Source organism: Streptomyces sp. NPDC001709, from assembly GCF_053596375.1.
This window is the reverse complement of the sequence record NZ_JBSFGB010000008.1, coordinates 271,175-286,798: the sequence shown is the minus strand read 5'-3', so window position 1 is coordinate 286,798 and position 15,624 is coordinate 271,175. Positions and strand designations below refer to the sequence as shown.

Genomic DNA, 15,624 nt, shown 5'->3' with positions numbered 1-15,624 from the left:
TCACCTCTTCGGAGAGTTGACGAACGGGGTATGCGCTGCTGTTCCGTGCTCACCGTGCGTTCGCAGGTGTTCGAGCAGCAGGCGGCTCAGCGTCCCGGGCGCCTCCTCGGGGACCCAGTGGCTGACGCCCTGAAGGGTCTCGAACCGGAACGGCCCGCTGACCCACTGCCCGGTCCGCCGCGCGGCCGCCGGGCCGAACGCGCTGTCCTCGGTGCTCCAGACGTACAGCGTGGGCACGTCGATGACGCCGATCGCGCCGTCGGGGCGGCCCGCCCGGTACCAGTTCAGCGCAGCGGTGAGAGCGCCCGGCTCGGACAGGTGCCGTATGTAGGCCTCGGCGCTGGCCTGGGGGACCTTCCCGGCGTAGAGCGCGCGAAGCTCCTGGGCGTCGTGGGCGAGCATGCGCTCTTCGGTCGCGGGTGTTTCGCGCCAGTCGATCATGTAGTGGGAGCGCTCACGCTGATCCTGGTCGCTGCGCAGGGCGGTGGCCAGAGCGCCCGGGTGAGGGGTCGACACCACGGTCAGGGTGCGTACGCGGCCGGGGTGGGCGTGGGCGGTCCACCAGGCCACCGCGCCTCCCCAGTCATGGCCGACCAGGTCGAACGCCGCCCAGCCCAGTTCCTCGGTGATCGCGACCACGTCGTCGACGAGGAGGCCCATGCGGTAGTCCTCGGCCCGCTGGGGGCGGGCGCCCGGCGAGTACCCACGCTGGTCGGGCGCCACCACCCGGTAGCCGTGCGCCCGGCGAGTACCCACGCTGGTCGGGCGCCACCACCCGGTAGCCGTGCGCGGCCAGCGTCGCGAGCTGCCGTTGCCACACGAGGCCCGTCTGCGGGAAGCCGTGCAGCAGCAGCGTCGGGCGGCCCTCGGGCGGACCCGCCACGATCGCGTCGAACACGCCCGCGACGGTGGAGATCCTCAGCTTGTTCACCCTCCGCCTCCTCATACCTACTGGTCGGTAGCCTTCAGGTGGGGGAGTGGTCTGTCAAGGGGGCGAGCACGTGGCATGGGTCCAATTGAACCTGACGTCGGATTCAACTATACCGGATCTGGTGTGCGGAGCACGGAACTCCCCCGACGCGCCCGGCGAACCGGACCAGCAGGAGACAGTGAGGCGACATGAGGGAAGCAGTCATCGTTTCGACGGCACGGACGCCGATCGGAAAGGCCTACCGCGGCGCGTTCAACGACACCCAGGCGCAGGAGCTGGCCGCCCATGCCCTTTCTCACGCGGTGCGGCGCGCCGGGCTCGAAGGAGGCGAGGTCGAGGATGTGATCTTCGGCTGCGCCGCGCAGCAGGGGTCCTCCGGCTTCAACGTCGCGCGTCAGGCCGTTCTCCGGGCCGGGCTTCCGGACACCGTGCCGGGAATGACGATCGACCGGCAGTGTTCGTCGGGCCTGATGGCCCTGGCGACGGCCGCCAAACAGATCGTCGCGGACGGCATGCAGATCGCTGTGGGCGGCGGTGTCGAGTCGATCTCCCTGGTGCAGAACGACCACATGAACACCCACCGCATGGCGGATCCCTGGCTGGTCGAGTACAAGCCGGGCATCTACCTGCCGATGTTGCAGACGGCGGAGATCGTCGCCGAACGCTACGGCGTGAGCCGGGAACGCCAGGACGAGTTCGCGCTGGTGTCGCAGCAACGTACCGCGGCGGCGCAGCAGGCCGGCCGGTTCGACCGGGAGATCGTCGCGCTCAGCAGCGTCAAGAAGGTGCTCGACAAGCAGTCCGGGCAGGTGCGGGACGAGGAGGTCACCCTGACCCGGGACGAGGGCAACCGCGCGTCGACGACGCTCGAAGGCCTGGCCGGGTTGGCGCCGGTGCTGCCCGTCGGCCAGGTGAGCGCGCAGTCCAGCGTGACTGCGGGCAACTCCTCGCAGTTGTCGGACGGGGCTTCGGCGTCGGTGTTGATGGAGTCGAGGGAGGCCGAGCGCCGCGGACTGGAACCGCTGGGCCTCTACCGGGGTATGGCGGTCGCCGGGTGCGGACCGGACGAGATGGGCATCGGTCCGGTGTTCGCCATCCCGAAGCTGCTGAAGCAGCACAACCTCACCATCGACGACATCGGCCTGTGGGAACTCAACGAGGCGTTCGCTTCCCAGGCGCTGTACTGCCGCGACGAACTGCACATCGACCCGGAGCGGTTCAACGTCAATGGCGGCGCGATCTCGGTCGGTCATCCGTACGGAATGACCGGTGCCCGCCTGGTGGGGCACGCACTCATCGAGGGCAGGCGCCGAGGGGCCCGGTACGTGGTGATCTCGATGTGCGTCGGCGGCGGAATGGGCGCGGCCGGACTGTTCGAGATCGCCTGAACTCGGCAGCCCCGCCGGATGCAAGCCAACTACGAGAAAGGCGTGGATATCGTGTCGAACGTGGTGGAGAAGACCCGAACCGCGGTCCTGGTGGACTTCGGCGGCGTCATCACCTCCAGTGTGTTGCAGGCCTTCACCGACTTCGGCGCCTCACTCGGCGGCGACCCCCGCCTGCCGTTGGACCTCCTCGGCCGGGACCAGCCGTCCCGCGCCCTCCTGGCCGACCACGAGTGCGGCCGTATCGACACGGAGGCCTTCGAGCGGGGATTCGCCGAACGTCTCCGCGTCCACGGCGCCGACGTACCGGCCGAGGGTCTCACGGCCCGGATGCAGGCGGGATTGTCGATCGACCAGGACATGCTCGCCCTGCTCGGTGACCTCCGGGCCGCCGGCCATCCGGTTGCGCTGGTGTCCAACTCGTTCGGTACCGGAACCTACGACGGCGTCGACCTCGCCGCTGTCGCCGACACGGTCGTCATCTCCGCGCAGGTGGGGATCCGCAAGCCCTCCCGGCGGATTTACGCGATCGCTTGTGAACGCCTCGGTGTCGATCCCGGGGAAGCCGTCATGATCGACGATCTGCAGCAGAACCTCGACGGAGCGGCCCGGATCGGAATCGGGGGTGTCTTGCACACCAGCGCCGCCGACACCCGCCGCCGACTCGCCGAAGGCTTCGGGATCACGGCCTGACCTTGCCTTTCGGATTTCCGGCCATGGCGTCGGATTCAAGTACAGTCTCCGGGATGGACAGCACGTCGCCCGAGGAGATCGACGGCGAGAAGGCACCGCCCATGGCGCCCCTCTCGCACCTTCGCGAGCCGCCCACGACGAAGCGAGGAGCGCGGACACGGGCCGCTCTGGTGGCGGCCGCGCGCAAGGTGTTCGAACGGGACGGTTATCTCGACACCCGCCTGACCGACATCACCAAAGAGGCCCAGTGCGCCGCGGGATCCTTTTACACCTACTTCGCCAACAAGGAAGAGGTCCTCGCGGCCGTCCTCCTGGAGGCGCAGGAGGACATGATGCACCCCGGCATGGGCCGGGTGCAGGGTACCGACGATCCCTATGCGGTTCTCGAGGCGAGCAATCGCGCGTACCTCGAGGCATACAAACGGAATGCGAAGCTGATGGCGCTGCTTGAGCAGGTCGCACAGGTGGAGCCGGAGTTCCGCGAGTTCCGAAGCCGGCGCGCCGACGCCTTCATCCTCCGCAACGCCCGCGGCATCGCCGACCTGCAGGCGCGGGGTGTCGCCGACCGTGAGGTCGACCCGATGATGGCCTCCCGTGCGTTGTCGGGCATGGTCAGCGTCATGGCCTACCACGCCTTCGTGCTCGGCGAACGGCAAGAGCACAGTCCTCGGGCGGACTTCGAGGAACTCGTGTCCACGGTCACCCGGCTCTGGGCGAACGCCCTGCGGTTCCCCGGCCACCGCTGACCCGGACGCGGACGCCACCATCGCGACAGGCGCCACGTGCTCAGACGGCGCTCAGCCCTCCGTCGACCACCAGGCTCTGTCCGGTGATGTAGGAGGCGCGGTCGCAGATCAGGAAGGTGACGGCTTCGGCCACCTCCCAGGCGGTGCCCTGGCGCCCGAGTGGTATGTGGCGGGTGAGACCGAACAGGCCCGCCTTGGAGCTGTCGTAGGCGGGCGAGTCGGTGGCGGCGCGCAGCCCCGCCACGGAACCGACGAAGACGATCGATCCTCCGTCGGTGATCGCGGGCAGCCCGTACTTGGCGGCGAGGAAGTGAGCGCTCAGGTTGAGCGAAAGCACGCGTTCCCACTCCTGCGGTGAGGTGTTCGCCAGGCCCGCGCCGAGTCCGATGCCGACGTTGACCACCAGCGCGTCGAGCGAGCCGAGTTCGCGGACGGCCTCGGCGACCATGGCCGAGGAATCGCCGGGATCGGTGGCGTCACCCACCACGGTCAGGCCACGGGTGCCCGACTCACCGACCAGGGCGGCGGTGGCCGCCGCGGCGGAGGCGGAGATGTCGGCGCAGGCCACGGACGCTCCCTCGCGGGCGGCAAGCACGGCCACCGCCCGCCCGTTGCCCACCGGGGCCTCCGGATCGTCGCCCGGGCGGGTGCCCGCGCCGATGACCAGAACGTTCCGGCCGCTCAGGAGGCCGTCGGCCAGGCGGGTCGCGGGGTGGCGGGGCTCAGGCATCGCCGTGTGTCCCTTCCGCCGCGTCCGCGCCGGCTCCGGTGGGCGGGGGCAGGACTTCCGTGTCGTAGCCGGGCTCGAGCGCGGTACCGGCGGAGTTCAGGAAGAACGCGACCATGTGGTACTGGCCGACGAGCATGGTGATTTCGATCAGCTGTGCCTGGTCGTGGTCGGCGGCGAGTGCGGACCAGGTGGCCGCGGACAGGCGTGCGGTGCGGTGCAGTTCGTCGGCGGCACGCAGCAGACGAGCGTCGGCCGGCGTCCACCCCTGGTCGTCCGGGCCCGCACCGACCCGCCGGATCTCCTCTCGGGTGACCCCGGCCGCCCTGGCCAGCGGTACGTGCCGTCCCCATTCGTAACCGGCCCGGGTGGTGTTGTACGCGGTACGCAGGATCAGCAGTTCCCGGGTCCGGTCCGGAAGACGGCCGTCGCGCAGCAGATGGCTGCCGAACGGCAGGAAGTGCCGGAAGAGGCCGGGGTGCCGCGGACCTGGCCGCGGTGCGCCGCTCCTTCCGCGGCGCCGGCCGGATGCTGGAGGTCGCCCGTGGGTACGGTCTGCGTGGCGTGTACGACCTGAGCGACCTGTCCTGGCGGGTGGCGGTCGTCGCCGAACCGGAACTCGCCGAGCTGCTGCTCGACCGCTATCTGCGCCCACTGGAGGCGGAAGGGGAGTTCGGTCAGCTCATCGAGGAGTCGGTGCGGGACTATCTGAGGACGGGACGGCGCATCCGTGAAGTCGCGCGCAGCGCACACGTCCACGTCAATACCGTCCGTTACCGCCTGCGCCGTTTCGAGGAGCTCACCGGCACCGGCCTGGACGCTCCGGACACCGCCGTGGAGCTCAGCTGGGCCCTGGCCGCACGCGAGCTGGAGACACCGCGAGCGGCGAAGGTGCGGCCCGCACGCGGGAATTGGTCACGGGCACACTGACCGAGGACGGACTACGGTGGTGGCACCGAGGCCGCCTGCGTAGCCCGCCCGCGCGGATGTGGTCATTCGGCCGCGGCGAGCAGCCGTGCCTCGCTCTCCTCGTACAGCCGTCGGGTCTCGAGGCTGTCGGCGGCGCGGCGCCGGTGCTCCAACCGGCTGCCCAGCCAGCCCGCCAGGTAGCCGAACGGGACGGAGACCAGTCCCGTGGACTGCATGGGGAACCAGTCGAAGTCCGCGTTCGGGAAGACCGCGGACGGCGTGCCCGAGACGGCCCTGGAGAAGACCATCAGCACCAGCGCACAGGCCGCGCCGCCGTACAGGCTCGCGAGCAGGCCCGTGCGCGTGAAGCCCCGCCAGAACAGGGAGTACGTCAGCGCCGGGGCCACGGCCGACGCCCCGATGCAGATCGCCAGCGTGGTCAGTACGGCGACGTCCCAGTTCTGGACCAGGACGGAGAGCGCGATGGCAACGGTTCCCACGGCCACGCTCGTCCACGCCGCCACCGTCATCTCTGTGCGCGGCGCCGCCCGTCCCCGCCGCACGGCGTGGGCGAACAGGTCGTGGGCGAGCGACGAGGCCGCGGCCAGGGTCATTCCCGCGACCGAGGACAGCAGAGTGATGAACACCGTGCCCGCCATGGCCGCGTAGAGAACCGTAGTGCCCACGGAGCCGGCGCCACCGCCGAGCACCCGGGACAGCATGAGCACCGCGGTCCTTCCGTGGGGGTCGGCCGCGGTGATGTACCGCGATCCCACCAGCGCCGCCGCGCCTGTACCCATGATGATCACGAGCAGGCAGAACGTGGTGACCGTACCGATCGCCCACGACATGGAGCGACGCACGGCCGGCACGTCGCGCGCGGAGTACAGACGCATCGTGATGTGGGGCAGGCAGGCAGCGCCGAGGATCACGGTGATCTGGAGACTGGCGAAGTCCAGCCGGTCAACGGCCGAGGTACCCAGCTGAAGGCCCTGCTGGAAGAAGGCGGGGCCCGCTCCACTCCCGTGCCGGGCGGCCCGGAGCGCGTCGTCGAGGCTCCAGTCGAAGCGGTTCAGGACGAGGACGGCGACGGTGGCGCTGGTCCCCAGCAGGAGCACGATCTTGATCATCTGGATGAGCGCGGTTCCCCTCATACCGCCGAGCGCCGCGTAGATGATCATCAGGCTGCCGACGAGGACGATGCACGTCGTCCTGGCGCCGGCCAGGTGCGGGATGCCCAGGATGAAGGTGAGCAGCGACCCGGCTCCGGAGAGTTGGACGACCAGGAAGGGGAGGGTCGCGCTAAGCGTCACCGCGCAGGAGGCGATACGGACCGCCCGCCCCGGCATGTTGCGGGCCAGAACGTCGCCCATGGTGAAACTGCCGGCATTGCGCAGCGGCTCGGCCAGCAGGAACATCAGCAGCACCAGCGAGAGGGCGGTGCTGACCGCCAGGACGTAACCGTCGTATCCGGCGAGCGCGATGATGCCGGTGGTGCTCAGCACCGTGGCCGCCGAGATGTAGTCGCCCGCGATCGCCAGACCGTTCTTGAGGGGCGTGAGCGAGAGGTAGCCGGTGTAGAAGTTCGTCAGGTCGTCGCGGTCCGGTCCCGCCATCACACACATCAGCAGGGTGAGGGTCACCAGGGTGGTGAACAGGACCAGGACGACAGCCTGCGTCCCTGTGCCGAAGTCGTTCATCTCGCCACCCCGGCTTCCTGGTCGGGCCGCCGGACCGCCCGCTCCCGCACGGCCCGCGCCAGCGGGTCAACGGAGCGCTGGGCGCTGCGTCCGTACCAGAGGACCGCCGCGAAGGTGACGACGAGCTGGAGGACCCCCAGGGCCATGCCCAGGCTCAGTTCACCGGCGACCTTCGACCCCATCAGGCCCGGCGCACCGCAGGACAGCACGACATACACCACGAAGGAGCCGAGCGCGGTGAGCGTGGAGACCCGGCGGAGCACACGGTAGGCCGAGCGCAGGGCGGCGAGGTCGCCACCGTGCCGGTCGGTCTCGGGCGCGGGCGGTTCGTACCAGGCCGCCTGGCCGTACGGCTCGTACGAAAAGCCGTCGTACCCATGAGGGTTGTTCTGCGGGAGTGTCATGCATGGCCTTCCGGTGCGGCTCGGACGCGTGGGAGGTTGGTCAAACCAGGTGGGGGTGGCGCACGATACCGACTGGTTGGAATGCCTGATAAGCCTGCCGAGCGTCACGTTTCGGGTTCGATGTGGATCCGGTCGACAGCACTATGGTGAATGTCACACCCACAGTCGTACCTACTGGTCGGTATGGTCGCGGGGAGCCGCGAACGACAGGAGGCGCGATGTCCGCGACCAACCGGCAGATCCGTCTGGCAGCCCGCCCCGCGGGCGAAGTGAAACCCGAAGACTGGGAGCACCGTTGCGAGCCCCTCGAGGAACCGGGCCCGGGCCGGTTCCTGGGCCGGACACGCGTCATCTCCCTGGACCCGGCCATGCGGGGCTGGCTGGACGACCGCCCCTCCTACCTGCCGCCGGTGGGCATCGGGGAGGTGATGCGCGCCGGATCGGTCGTCGAGGTCACCGCATCCAACCACCCCGGCTTTCAACCGGGTGATCACGTGGTCGGCACGTTCGGCGTCCAGGAGTACGTCGTCTCCGACGGCCGGGGTGCGATGAAGATCGACACTTCGCTCGCCCCGCCCTCGACATATCTGGGAGCACTGGGCATGCCCGGCATGACCGCGTACTTCGGCCTGCTGGACGTCGGGGCGCTGAAGGACGGCGAGACCGTCGTGGTGTCCGGGGCCGCCGGCGCGGTCGGCACCATCGCGGGTCAGATCGCGAAGGCCAAGGGCTGCCGGGTCGTGGGCATCGCCGGAGGGCCGGAGAAGTGCGCGTTGCTCACCGGTGAACTCGGATTCGACGCGGCGATCGACTACCGGGCCGACGACGTCAGAAAGGCGCTGCGCGAGCACGCCCCCGACGGCATCGACGTCTACTTCGACAACGTCGGAGGGGACATCCTCGACACCGCGCTGACCCGGCTGGCGATGCACGCGCGCGTCGTGGTCTGCGGTGCGATCAGTCAGTACAACAACGCCACGCCGGTCAAGGGCCCCTCGAACTACCTCTCCCTGCTGGTGCGCCGCGCCCGGATGGAGGGCTTCGTCGTCTTCGACTACGCCAAGCGCTACGCGGAGGCGGCGCAGGAGATCTCCGCCTGGATCGGCGCCGGCCGCATCAAGGTCAAGGAACATGTGGTGAGGGGCACCGTGGACGACTTCCCCGAGACGTTTCAGATGCTCTTCCGCGGCGAGAACATCGGCAAGCTCGTGCTGGAGCTGGCGTGACCGCCGCCGCGCTCCAGGGAAAGGTGGCCATCGTCACCGGCGCTGCCAGCGGGCTGGGCCGGGCCACGGCGCTGGCACTGGCGAGGGAGGGCGCGCGCGTGGTCGTCGCGGACCTCGACGCGCGGGGCGGCCGGGAAGTGGCCGACGTGGTCGGCGGCCACTTCCGCGCCTGCGACGTCTCCGACCTCGACGCCAACCGCGCGCTGGTGGAGTTCACCCAGGAGACGTACGGCGGTGTCGACATCGCGCTGCTCAACGCGGGCGTGGCGACCGGATGCGGCGTCGGCGAGGACTTCGACCCCGCGCGCTACCGCCGCGCGATGGGGGCCAACCTCGACGGCGTGGTCTTCGGCACCCACGCGGTGCTGCCCGCGCTGCGGGCCCGCGGCGGAGGCTCCATCGTGGCAACCGCGTCCCTGGCGGGCCTGGCCGCCGTGCCGCTGGATCCGCTGTACGGGGCCAACAAGCACGCCGTCGTGGGACTCGCACGCTCCCTGGGACCCGCTCTCGCGCCGGAGAACGTGCGCTTCAACGCGGTCTGCCCGGGGTACGCCGAATCGCGGATCATCGACCCCCTGCGCGGCATGCTCTCCGAGCACGGACTGCCGGTCATCCCGGCCGAGACCGTCGCCGACACGGTGCTGCGGATCCTCACCGGTGACGGCACCGGGGAGTGCTGGTTCATCCAGGCCGGCCGCGAACCGGAGCCGTTCCGCTTCCGCAACGTCCCCGGCCCGGGCAAACCCGTCGGCGTCTGAGACGTTTCCGGGGTGGACCCGAGAACGATCGGGCCCACCCCCACCCGACCCCCGCCGCGCCGCAGCCTCCGTTCCGAGGCTGCCGCAAACCGCCGACCAAGTCATGACTCGGCGCACTACGCTGCTCGCTACACGTTTTGCGCATAAGCGCGGTCGGTTCCCCGCGCTCCGGTGGCGGGTGGTGAGGGGCGATGCATGGACGGCACGAGGAACACCATGGCGAGCCACTTCGAGGCGATCAGTACCGTCGACTACCACACCGGCGGTGAACCGTTCCGCATCGTCCCCCGACCGCCGGTCGCCATCGAAGGAGCCACCGTCGCCGAACGCCGCGTGTTCGCCATCAGCGACCCCGAGGTGGACACCCTGCGCAAGCTGCTGTGTTGCGAACCCCGCGGACACGCCGACATGTACGGGGGGTTCATCATCCCGCCCGATGACGAGGGCGCCCACTTCGGCGTGCTGTTCTGGCACAAGGACGGCTTCTCGACGGCCTGCGGTCACGGCTCCATCGCGCTCGCCGTGTGGGCCGTACAGACCGGCCGCGTCGCCCGCGACCCGTCCGGCCCCACCAGCGTCGTCATCGACGTCCCCTCGGGCCGGGTCACCCTGCGCGTGCACACGGCCGGCGAACGGATCACCGGGGTCGACTTCGTCAACGTCCCCAGCTACCGGCTCGCCGAACAGGTCTCGGTCGCCACCTCGCGCGGGGACGTCGTCGTCGACATCGCCTACGGCGGCGCCATCTATGCACACCTCGACGCGGCCAGTACCGGACTGGCCGTCAACCCTGAGCACTACTCGGACCTCATCGCGATCGGGCGCGAGGTGAAGTGGGCGCTGAACGACACCGAGTACGCCCGTCACCCCGCCGACGACCGGCTCAGCGGCATCTACGGCACCATCCTGTACGACGACCTCGGCACCGACGAGGACGGCAACCCGCACCAGCGCAACGTCACCGTCTTCGCCGACGGCCAGGTCGACCGCTCCCCGTGTGGCTCCGGTACGTGCTCACGTGTCGCCGTCCTCGCGGCAACAGGCCTCCTCAAGCCGGGCCGGACCCTCGTCCACGACTCGATCGTCGGCACCCGCTTCCATGCCCGGATCGCCCGGGAGTTGACCGCCGACGGATACCCCGCCGTCGTTCCGGAGGTCACGGGGACGGCGTACCGGACCGGGGAGCACCGCTTCGAGCTCGATCCCGCGGACGACCTCGGCTCCGGTTTCGTCCTGCGGTAGTCACCCGCCGACCGAGCGCGCGTGCGCGGTGCGTCCGGTCGCGCACGCCGCTCACCTCAGGAGTCGTCCTCGGCCCGTCCCGCCCAGATGCCGCGGCTGTGGGCGAGGTGCCTGCGCATGAGATCGGCGGCCAGTTCGGCGTCGCCGGACTCGACGGCATCCACGATCTCGATGTGCTCCTCACCGGAGCGGGTCAACTCGCCCTGGTCGGCCAGTCTCTGAAGACCCTGCATACGGGCCTGGTCGCGCAGCTGGTTGACCATCGCGACCAGACGGCGGTTGCCCAGCAGCTCCAGCAGGCCCAGGTGGAACTGCCGGTCGAGGTCGAGGAACGAGGTGAGATCCCCCTCCCGGGCGGCATCGGTGATCTGTTCCGCCAGCTGCCGGAACCGTGGGATGGCCTGGCCGGCGAGCAGCTCGGTGACTTCGGACATGGCCGGCGCTTCGAGCATGGTGCGCAGCCGGAAGATCTCGTCGAGGTCGTGATCGGTGAGGATCGGCACCCTGAAGCCGCGGTTGCGGATGACCTCGACAATGCCGAGGTTGGCGAGGTCCATGACCGCCTCCCGGACCGGCGTGACCGAGACGCCGAGGGCTGCTGCCACGTTGATGACGCTCTCCACCTGCCCCGGTTCGATCTCGCCCAGTACGATCCGGGTCCGCAGCGCCTCCCGCGCCTGTTCGCGGAGGCTGACCGACTTGAGCGGGGGTACGGCGGCTGCTGGGCGCGAAGGAGTCACGCCTTATGGATAACACGTCAGTGCGCGGACGGTCGCCGGCGGCTCTATGTAAGGTGTAATACCTTACTGCCTGCCGGCAGGATGCGGACGAGGAGACCGAACGGACGGAGTTCCATGAAGACCATCAGCCTCAACGAGCGCGACGTCCGCGAGGCCGTGTCGATGCGCGAGGCGATCGACGCCGTGCGCTCCGGCTTCGTCGGCCTGGCGGGCGGAGAGTTCGAAATGCCCACGCGCACCGCACTGAGGGACGGTCGGTTCCTCGTGATGTCGGCCCACCACCGGCCCACCCGGTCCGCCATGATCAAGACGTTGAGCGTGAACTTCGACCGGGTTCCCGCCATCGCCGGCACCGTCGTATGGAACACCCTGGACCGGCTCGACCGCCTGATCGCCGATGCCGGCGCCGTCACCACTTTGCGCACCGGCGCGGCCGTCGGGGTCGCCACCGACCTCCTCGCCGCCCCCGACGCCGACCGGCTGACGCTGATCGGCGCCGGCGGTCAGGCCGCCGACCAGGTTCGCGCCGTCCACACGGTCCGACCGCTGCGCCATCTCACCATCGTCGGCACGAACACGGAGCGCGCCCAGTCACTGGCCGGCACACTGCATGCCGAACTGGACGGCACCGAGATCCGCATCGCCACGGACCCGGCCTCCGCCGTCGGCGATGCCCACATCGTGTGCTGCGCCACCCCCGCGACCAGCCCGCTCTTCCCCGAGTCCGCGCTGCCCGCCCAGGTGCACGTCAACGCCATCGGCGCCTTCCGCCCCACCATGCGCGAACTGCCGGACGAACTGCTGGCCGGCAGCACCGTGATCATCGACGAACTCGACGCCGTCCTCGAAGAGTCCGGCGAGATCATCCACGCTCTCCAGACCGGCGCCATCACCCAGGACGACCTCACCGAACTCGGCACCGCCCTCACCTCCGCCCCCGCCAACCACGGCCAGCGCACGGTGTTCAAGACCGTCGGCGTCGCCATGCAGGACTGGGCCATCGCACGGCTCCTGGCCGACAAGTTCCTCTGCTGATCCACGACTCCGCCCGGCTCAGGCACCGTTGCCCGGGGCATGGCACAGGTATCCGCAAGCCGCGCCGCGCCGTCATGGGCACCGGCAGGCTCCTCACCGGACCGGTCGAGGTTCAGGAGCGGGGGTGCCAACGCGCTGGCGCCGGCATTCAGTCCTCGTGCGCACATAAGTTTTGCCGTCCCGTGGTTGCCGCCCCCACGGGTCCGTCAGACTCTTGGTCACCATGCCGTCGGGCAACTGGTTCTGCTGGTCACGCGGGGTGCAGGGCTCCCCCCGCTGAGCGGGGAGTGTTCATGCACCTCGAGTTCCGACACCTCCGTATCCTGCTCACCGTCGCCGAGGCCGGCAGCATCCGTAAGGCCGCCGCACGGCTGCAGCTCTCCCAGCCGGCCACGAGCGCTCAGCTGAAGCGGATCGAACACGAGCTGGGCGGCCCGCTCTTCATCCGCAGCGCCGACGGAGTGACGCCGAACGAGAACGGACAGTACGTCCTGCGTTGCGCCCGTGACCTCGTCGTCGGCTTCGACCGGCTGCGCGAGCACGCGCGATCGGCGGCCGAGGCGGACGGAGGGGCCACCGCCCCGCTGAGGGCGGGCGGAACCGCCGGCCCGCTGATGTCCCTGCTGGTCTCCGCCCTCTTCGAACTCGTCCCGGAACGCCGGCTGACCATAGATGCCCGCCGCTCCGTGCACACCCTGGTGAAATCGCTGGGCCTGTCGAAATGCGACATCGCGGTGTTCGGAGAGTTCCCGGGCTTCCCCCTTCCGGTCGGCGAGTCGGTGGCGACGCGTACGCTGCTCCGCGAGCCGGTGTTCGTCCTGCTCGCCGAGGACCACCCGCTGGCGCGTCAGGAGGTGGTCGGCCTGCGTGACCTGGCGGGCGAGGACTGGGTCATGCCGGAGGCCGACGAGAGCGGTGTGCACGCGTACCTCCATCTCACCTGTCAGTCGGCGGGATTCACTCCGCGCATCGCTCATGTGACGCCGGACCTGTCCGTGGCGCAGATCCTGGTCGCCGGCCGGCGGGCCGTCTGCGGCGTATGGCCGACCGCCGATGTCTCCGCCCAGGGCACTGTGCAGCGGCCGCTCGTGGGCGTCCCGTTCCATCGCCGGCTGCTGCTGGCCTGGAACACGGACTCGGTTCCGCCCGAGCTCGCCGACGCGGCGTGCGAGCGTCTGCTGGCCGCCTACCTGTCGCTGGTGCGGCAGCGGCCGCAGTACCTGGCCTGGTGGGAGGACGGGGGCGAGGAGTTCGCCCTCGGCGAGCGCAGGTGACCGGGCCGGGCCACGGCTCCCCATGCCCCCATGCCCTATAGCTCCACGGTTATATCCCAGATGAAGTCGCGTCAGGGACATGTCACCTACTGAACACTTCGCGTCAACGTCCAAGGACGTCGTCACCCCACGACGAGCGAAGGAATCACCCCGACATGACCCGTCCCCTTCTTACCCTTTCCGCGATGGTCGCCGCCGGCGTCATCACCACGGGTGCGATGGCCATACCCGCGCACTCACAGCCCCATGCGGTGCAGCGCGGAACTTCCGTCCGCGACACGGCGATATCCCACGCCAAGGCGAACGTGACCCGGCACGCCGACACCTTCGGGTTCGGCGCGGGCCAAAGACTCCAGGTGAAGGACGTCGTCATCGATGCCGATGGCACCCAGCACGTCCGCTTCGAACGGACCTACCGCGGCCTCCCCGTCGTCGGCGGCGACTTCGTCGTCCACCAGAAGCCCGACGGCTCGCTCAAGGGGTCCACCCGCGCCAAGGCCCACGAGGTGGCGCTCAAGTCCGTCACCCCCGCCGTCGATGCCAAGGGTGCCTCGGCCGGCGCCCTGAGGCGCTCGCACGGGTTGGTGCGCAATGCCAAGTCCAGCCCGGAGCTGATCGTGTGGGCCGCCGACGGCACCCCGCGCCTGGCCTGGCGCACCACGGTGCAGGGCCTCGGCGACAAGGGCCAGCCGCACGGCGAGGTCTTCGTCACCGACGCCACCACCGGCGCGGCGATCGAGAACTACGACGCCGAGCACGAGGCGACCGGCACCGGCCACTCCGAGTACACCGGCGACGTCGGCATCGACACCACCCAGCAGGCCGACGGCACCTTCGCCCTGATCGACCCGGTGCGCGGCCACATCACCAAGGACGCGCACAACCTCTCGTCCTCGTCCCTGAAAAGCTCCTCCGGCACCCTGTTCACCGACGCCGACAACATCTGGGGCGACGGCAAGAAGTTCTCCACCGACCGCGCCACCGCCGCCGTCGACGCACACGCCAACACCGCGGAGACGTTCGACTACTACAAGACGACCTTCGGCCGCAACGGCATCAAGAACGACGGCCGCGGCGCCACCGTCTTCGTCCACGTCGGCACCAACTGGGACAACGCCCAGTGGTCGGACTCCTGCTTCTGCATGATGACCGGCGACGGCAACGGCACCACCGACCCCGAGCAGGTCGACCTCGACACCATGGGCCACGAGATGACCCACGGCGTCACCTCGGCCACCGCCAACCTGCGCTACAGCGGTGAGTCCGGCGGCCTGAACGAGGCCACCAGCGACATACTCGGCACCATGGTCGAATGGTACGCCAACAATCCGGTCGACACCCCCGACTACCTCTTCAGCGACCAGTCCACCCCGCCGTGGCTGCGCCGCTTCGACAAGCCGTCCCTGGACGGCCACTCCGCTGACTGCTGGTCGAAGTCGGTCGGCCGGCTCGACGTGCACTACTCCTCGGGCGTCGGCAACCACTGGTTCTACCTCGCGAGCGAGGGCAGCGGCGCCAAGACCATCAACGGCGTCTCCTACAACAGCCCCACCTGCAACGGCTCCACCGTCACCGGCATCGGCAACCAGAAGGCCTCCGCCATCTGGTACCGGGCGCTGACCGTCTACATGACCTCCACCACGGACTACAAGGGCGCCCGCACCGCGACTCTGAACGCGGCGAAGGACCTCTACGGCGCCACCAGCCCCGAGTACGCCACTGTGGCCGCCGCCTGGAGCGCGGTCAACGTCCTCTGACGCACCGACACACTGCTCCGCCGGGACGCGCAATCGGCGGTTTCGACGGTGTGCCGCAGCGCGGGCCGGCATCGCTGCCGGCCCGCGCTCTGTCCGT

General features: G+C 69.9%; 16 protein-coding genes and 2 pseudogenes. 10 read left to right on the top strand and 8 right to left on the bottom strand.

Going from position 1 to position 15,624, the window contains the following annotated elements; all coding sequences use genetic code 11:
- Positions 1-723, bottom strand: a complete 723-nt coding sequence (locus tag ACWC0C_RS15630; RefSeq protein WP_450864515.1) for an alpha/beta fold hydrolase — start codon at positions 721-723, stop codon at positions 1-3.
- Between the two features lie 67 nt (positions 724-790).
- Positions 791-946: pseudogene (locus ACWC0C_RS15625) on the bottom strand (alpha/beta hydrolase); the annotation flags it as partial.
- Positions 947-1,119: 173 nt separating this feature from the next.
- On the opposite strand from ACWC0C_RS15625, the gene ACWC0C_RS15620 reads away from it, so the two are divergent.
- Genes ACWC0C_RS15620 through ACWC0C_RS15610 form a run of 3 tightly spaced genes read left to right on the top strand, consistent with a single transcriptional unit; the run spans position 1,120 to position 3,755 of the window.
- The gene (locus ACWC0C_RS15620; protein WP_450864445.1) at positions 1,120-2,319 is read left to right on the top strand and encodes an acetyl-CoA C-acyltransferase; all 1,200 of its coding nucleotides are present in this window, start codon (positions 1,120-1,122) and stop codon (positions 2,317-2,319) included.
- Between the two features lie 42 nt (positions 2,320-2,361).
- A complete protein-coding gene (locus tag ACWC0C_RS15615) occupies positions 2,362-3,009 on the top strand; it encodes an HAD family hydrolase (RefSeq protein WP_450864443.1) in 648 nt (215 codons plus the stop codon).
- Between the two features lie 53 nt (positions 3,010-3,062).
- A complete protein-coding gene (locus ACWC0C_RS15610) occupies positions 3,063-3,755 on the top strand; it encodes a TetR/AcrR family transcriptional regulator (RefSeq protein WP_450864441.1) in 693 nt (230 codons plus the stop codon).
- A 40-nt stretch (positions 3,756-3,795) separates the two neighbouring features.
- On the opposite strand, the gene ACWC0C_RS15605 is transcribed toward ACWC0C_RS15610, so the two are convergent.
- The 3 genes and pseudogenes from ACWC0C_RS15605 to ACWC0C_RS15595 all read right to left on the bottom strand — a co-directional run.
- Positions 3,796-4,485 (bottom strand): SDR family NAD(P)-dependent oxidoreductase, encoded by a 690-nt coding sequence (locus ACWC0C_RS15605; RefSeq protein WP_450864439.1) that lies wholly within the window; start codon positions 4,483-4,485, stop codon positions 3,796-3,798.
- Positions 4,478-4,621 (bottom strand): hypothetical protein, encoded by a 144-nt coding sequence (locus ACWC0C_RS15600; RefSeq protein WP_450864518.1) that lies wholly within the window; start codon positions 4,619-4,621, stop codon positions 4,478-4,480. The genes ACWC0C_RS15605 and ACWC0C_RS15600 overlap by 8 nt, the downstream gene beginning before the upstream one ends.
- 96 nt (positions 4,622-4,717) lie before the next feature.
- Positions 4,718-4,948, bottom strand: a pseudogene (locus tag ACWC0C_RS15595) (carboxymuconolactone decarboxylase family protein); the annotation flags it as partial.
- 32 nt (positions 4,949-4,980) lie between these two features.
- On the opposite strand from ACWC0C_RS15595, the gene ACWC0C_RS15590 reads away from it, so the two are divergent.
- Positions 4,981-5,412, top strand: a complete 432-nt coding sequence (locus ACWC0C_RS15590) for a PucR family transcriptional regulator (protein ID WP_450864437.1) — start codon at positions 4,981-4,983, stop codon at positions 5,410-5,412.
- 62 nt (positions 5,413-5,474) lie between these two features.
- Here ACWC0C_RS15590 and ACWC0C_RS15585 read toward each other — a convergent pair whose 3' ends face one another.
- Positions 5,475-7,091, bottom strand: a complete 1,617-nt coding sequence (locus tag ACWC0C_RS15585) for a sodium/solute symporter (protein WP_450864435.1) — start codon at positions 7,089-7,091, stop codon at positions 5,475-5,477.
- Positions 7,088-7,495 (bottom strand): DUF485 domain-containing protein, encoded by a 408-nt coding sequence (locus tag ACWC0C_RS15580; RefSeq protein WP_450864434.1) that lies wholly within the window; start codon positions 7,493-7,495, stop codon positions 7,088-7,090. Before ACWC0C_RS15580 ends, ACWC0C_RS15585 begins: the two co-directional genes overlap by 4 nt.
- 218 nt (positions 7,496-7,713) lie before the next feature.
- Between ACWC0C_RS15580 and ACWC0C_RS15575 the strand changes: the two genes are divergently transcribed.
- From ACWC0C_RS15575 to ACWC0C_RS15565, 3 genes are all read left to right on the top strand, one after another.
- Positions 7,714-8,721: an NADP-dependent oxidoreductase gene (locus ACWC0C_RS15575; RefSeq protein WP_450864432.1), complete on the top strand. Its 1,008-nt coding sequence runs from the start codon at positions 7,714-7,716 to the stop codon at positions 8,719-8,721.
- Entirely contained in the window at positions 8,718-9,479 is a 762-nt protein-coding gene (locus tag ACWC0C_RS15570) for an SDR family oxidoreductase (protein ID WP_450864430.1), read from the top strand. The genes ACWC0C_RS15575 and ACWC0C_RS15570 overlap by 4 nt, the downstream gene beginning before the upstream one ends.
- Before the next feature lie 195 nt (positions 9,480-9,674).
- Positions 9,675-10,721, top strand: coding sequence for a proline racemase family protein (locus tag ACWC0C_RS15565; RefSeq protein WP_450864428.1), 1,047 nt, complete (start codon positions 9,675-9,677; stop codon positions 10,719-10,721).
- Between the two features lie 56 nt (positions 10,722-10,777).
- Here ACWC0C_RS15565 and ACWC0C_RS15560 read toward each other — a convergent pair whose 3' ends face one another.
- Complete coding sequence (locus tag ACWC0C_RS15560; protein ID WP_449196148.1) at positions 10,778-11,461, bottom strand: GntR family transcriptional regulator; 684 nt, start codon at positions 11,459-11,461, stop codon at positions 10,778-10,780.
- Positions 11,462-11,575: 114 nt separating this feature from the next.
- Here ACWC0C_RS15560 and ACWC0C_RS15555 point away from each other — a divergent pair, with 114 nt between their 5' ends.
- The 3 genes from ACWC0C_RS15555 to ACWC0C_RS15545 all read left to right on the top strand — a co-directional run bounded on the left by ACWC0C_RS15555 (position 11,576) and on the right by ACWC0C_RS15545 (position 15,527).
- On the top strand, positions 11,576-12,496 hold the full coding sequence (locus tag ACWC0C_RS15555; protein WP_450864426.1) for an ornithine cyclodeaminase family protein: 921 nt from the start codon (positions 11,576-11,578) through the stop codon (positions 12,494-12,496).
- Between the two features lie 293 nt (positions 12,497-12,789).
- Complete coding sequence (locus tag ACWC0C_RS15550) at positions 12,790-13,770, top strand: LysR family transcriptional regulator (RefSeq protein WP_450864424.1); 981 nt, start codon at positions 12,790-12,792, stop codon at positions 13,768-13,770.
- A gap of 155 nt (positions 13,771-13,925) precedes the next feature.
- Positions 13,926-15,527 (top strand): M4 family metallopeptidase, encoded by a 1,602-nt coding sequence (locus ACWC0C_RS15545; RefSeq protein ID WP_450864422.1) that lies wholly within the window; start codon positions 13,926-13,928, stop codon positions 15,525-15,527.
- Positions 15,528-15,624 lie beyond the last annotated feature (97 nt).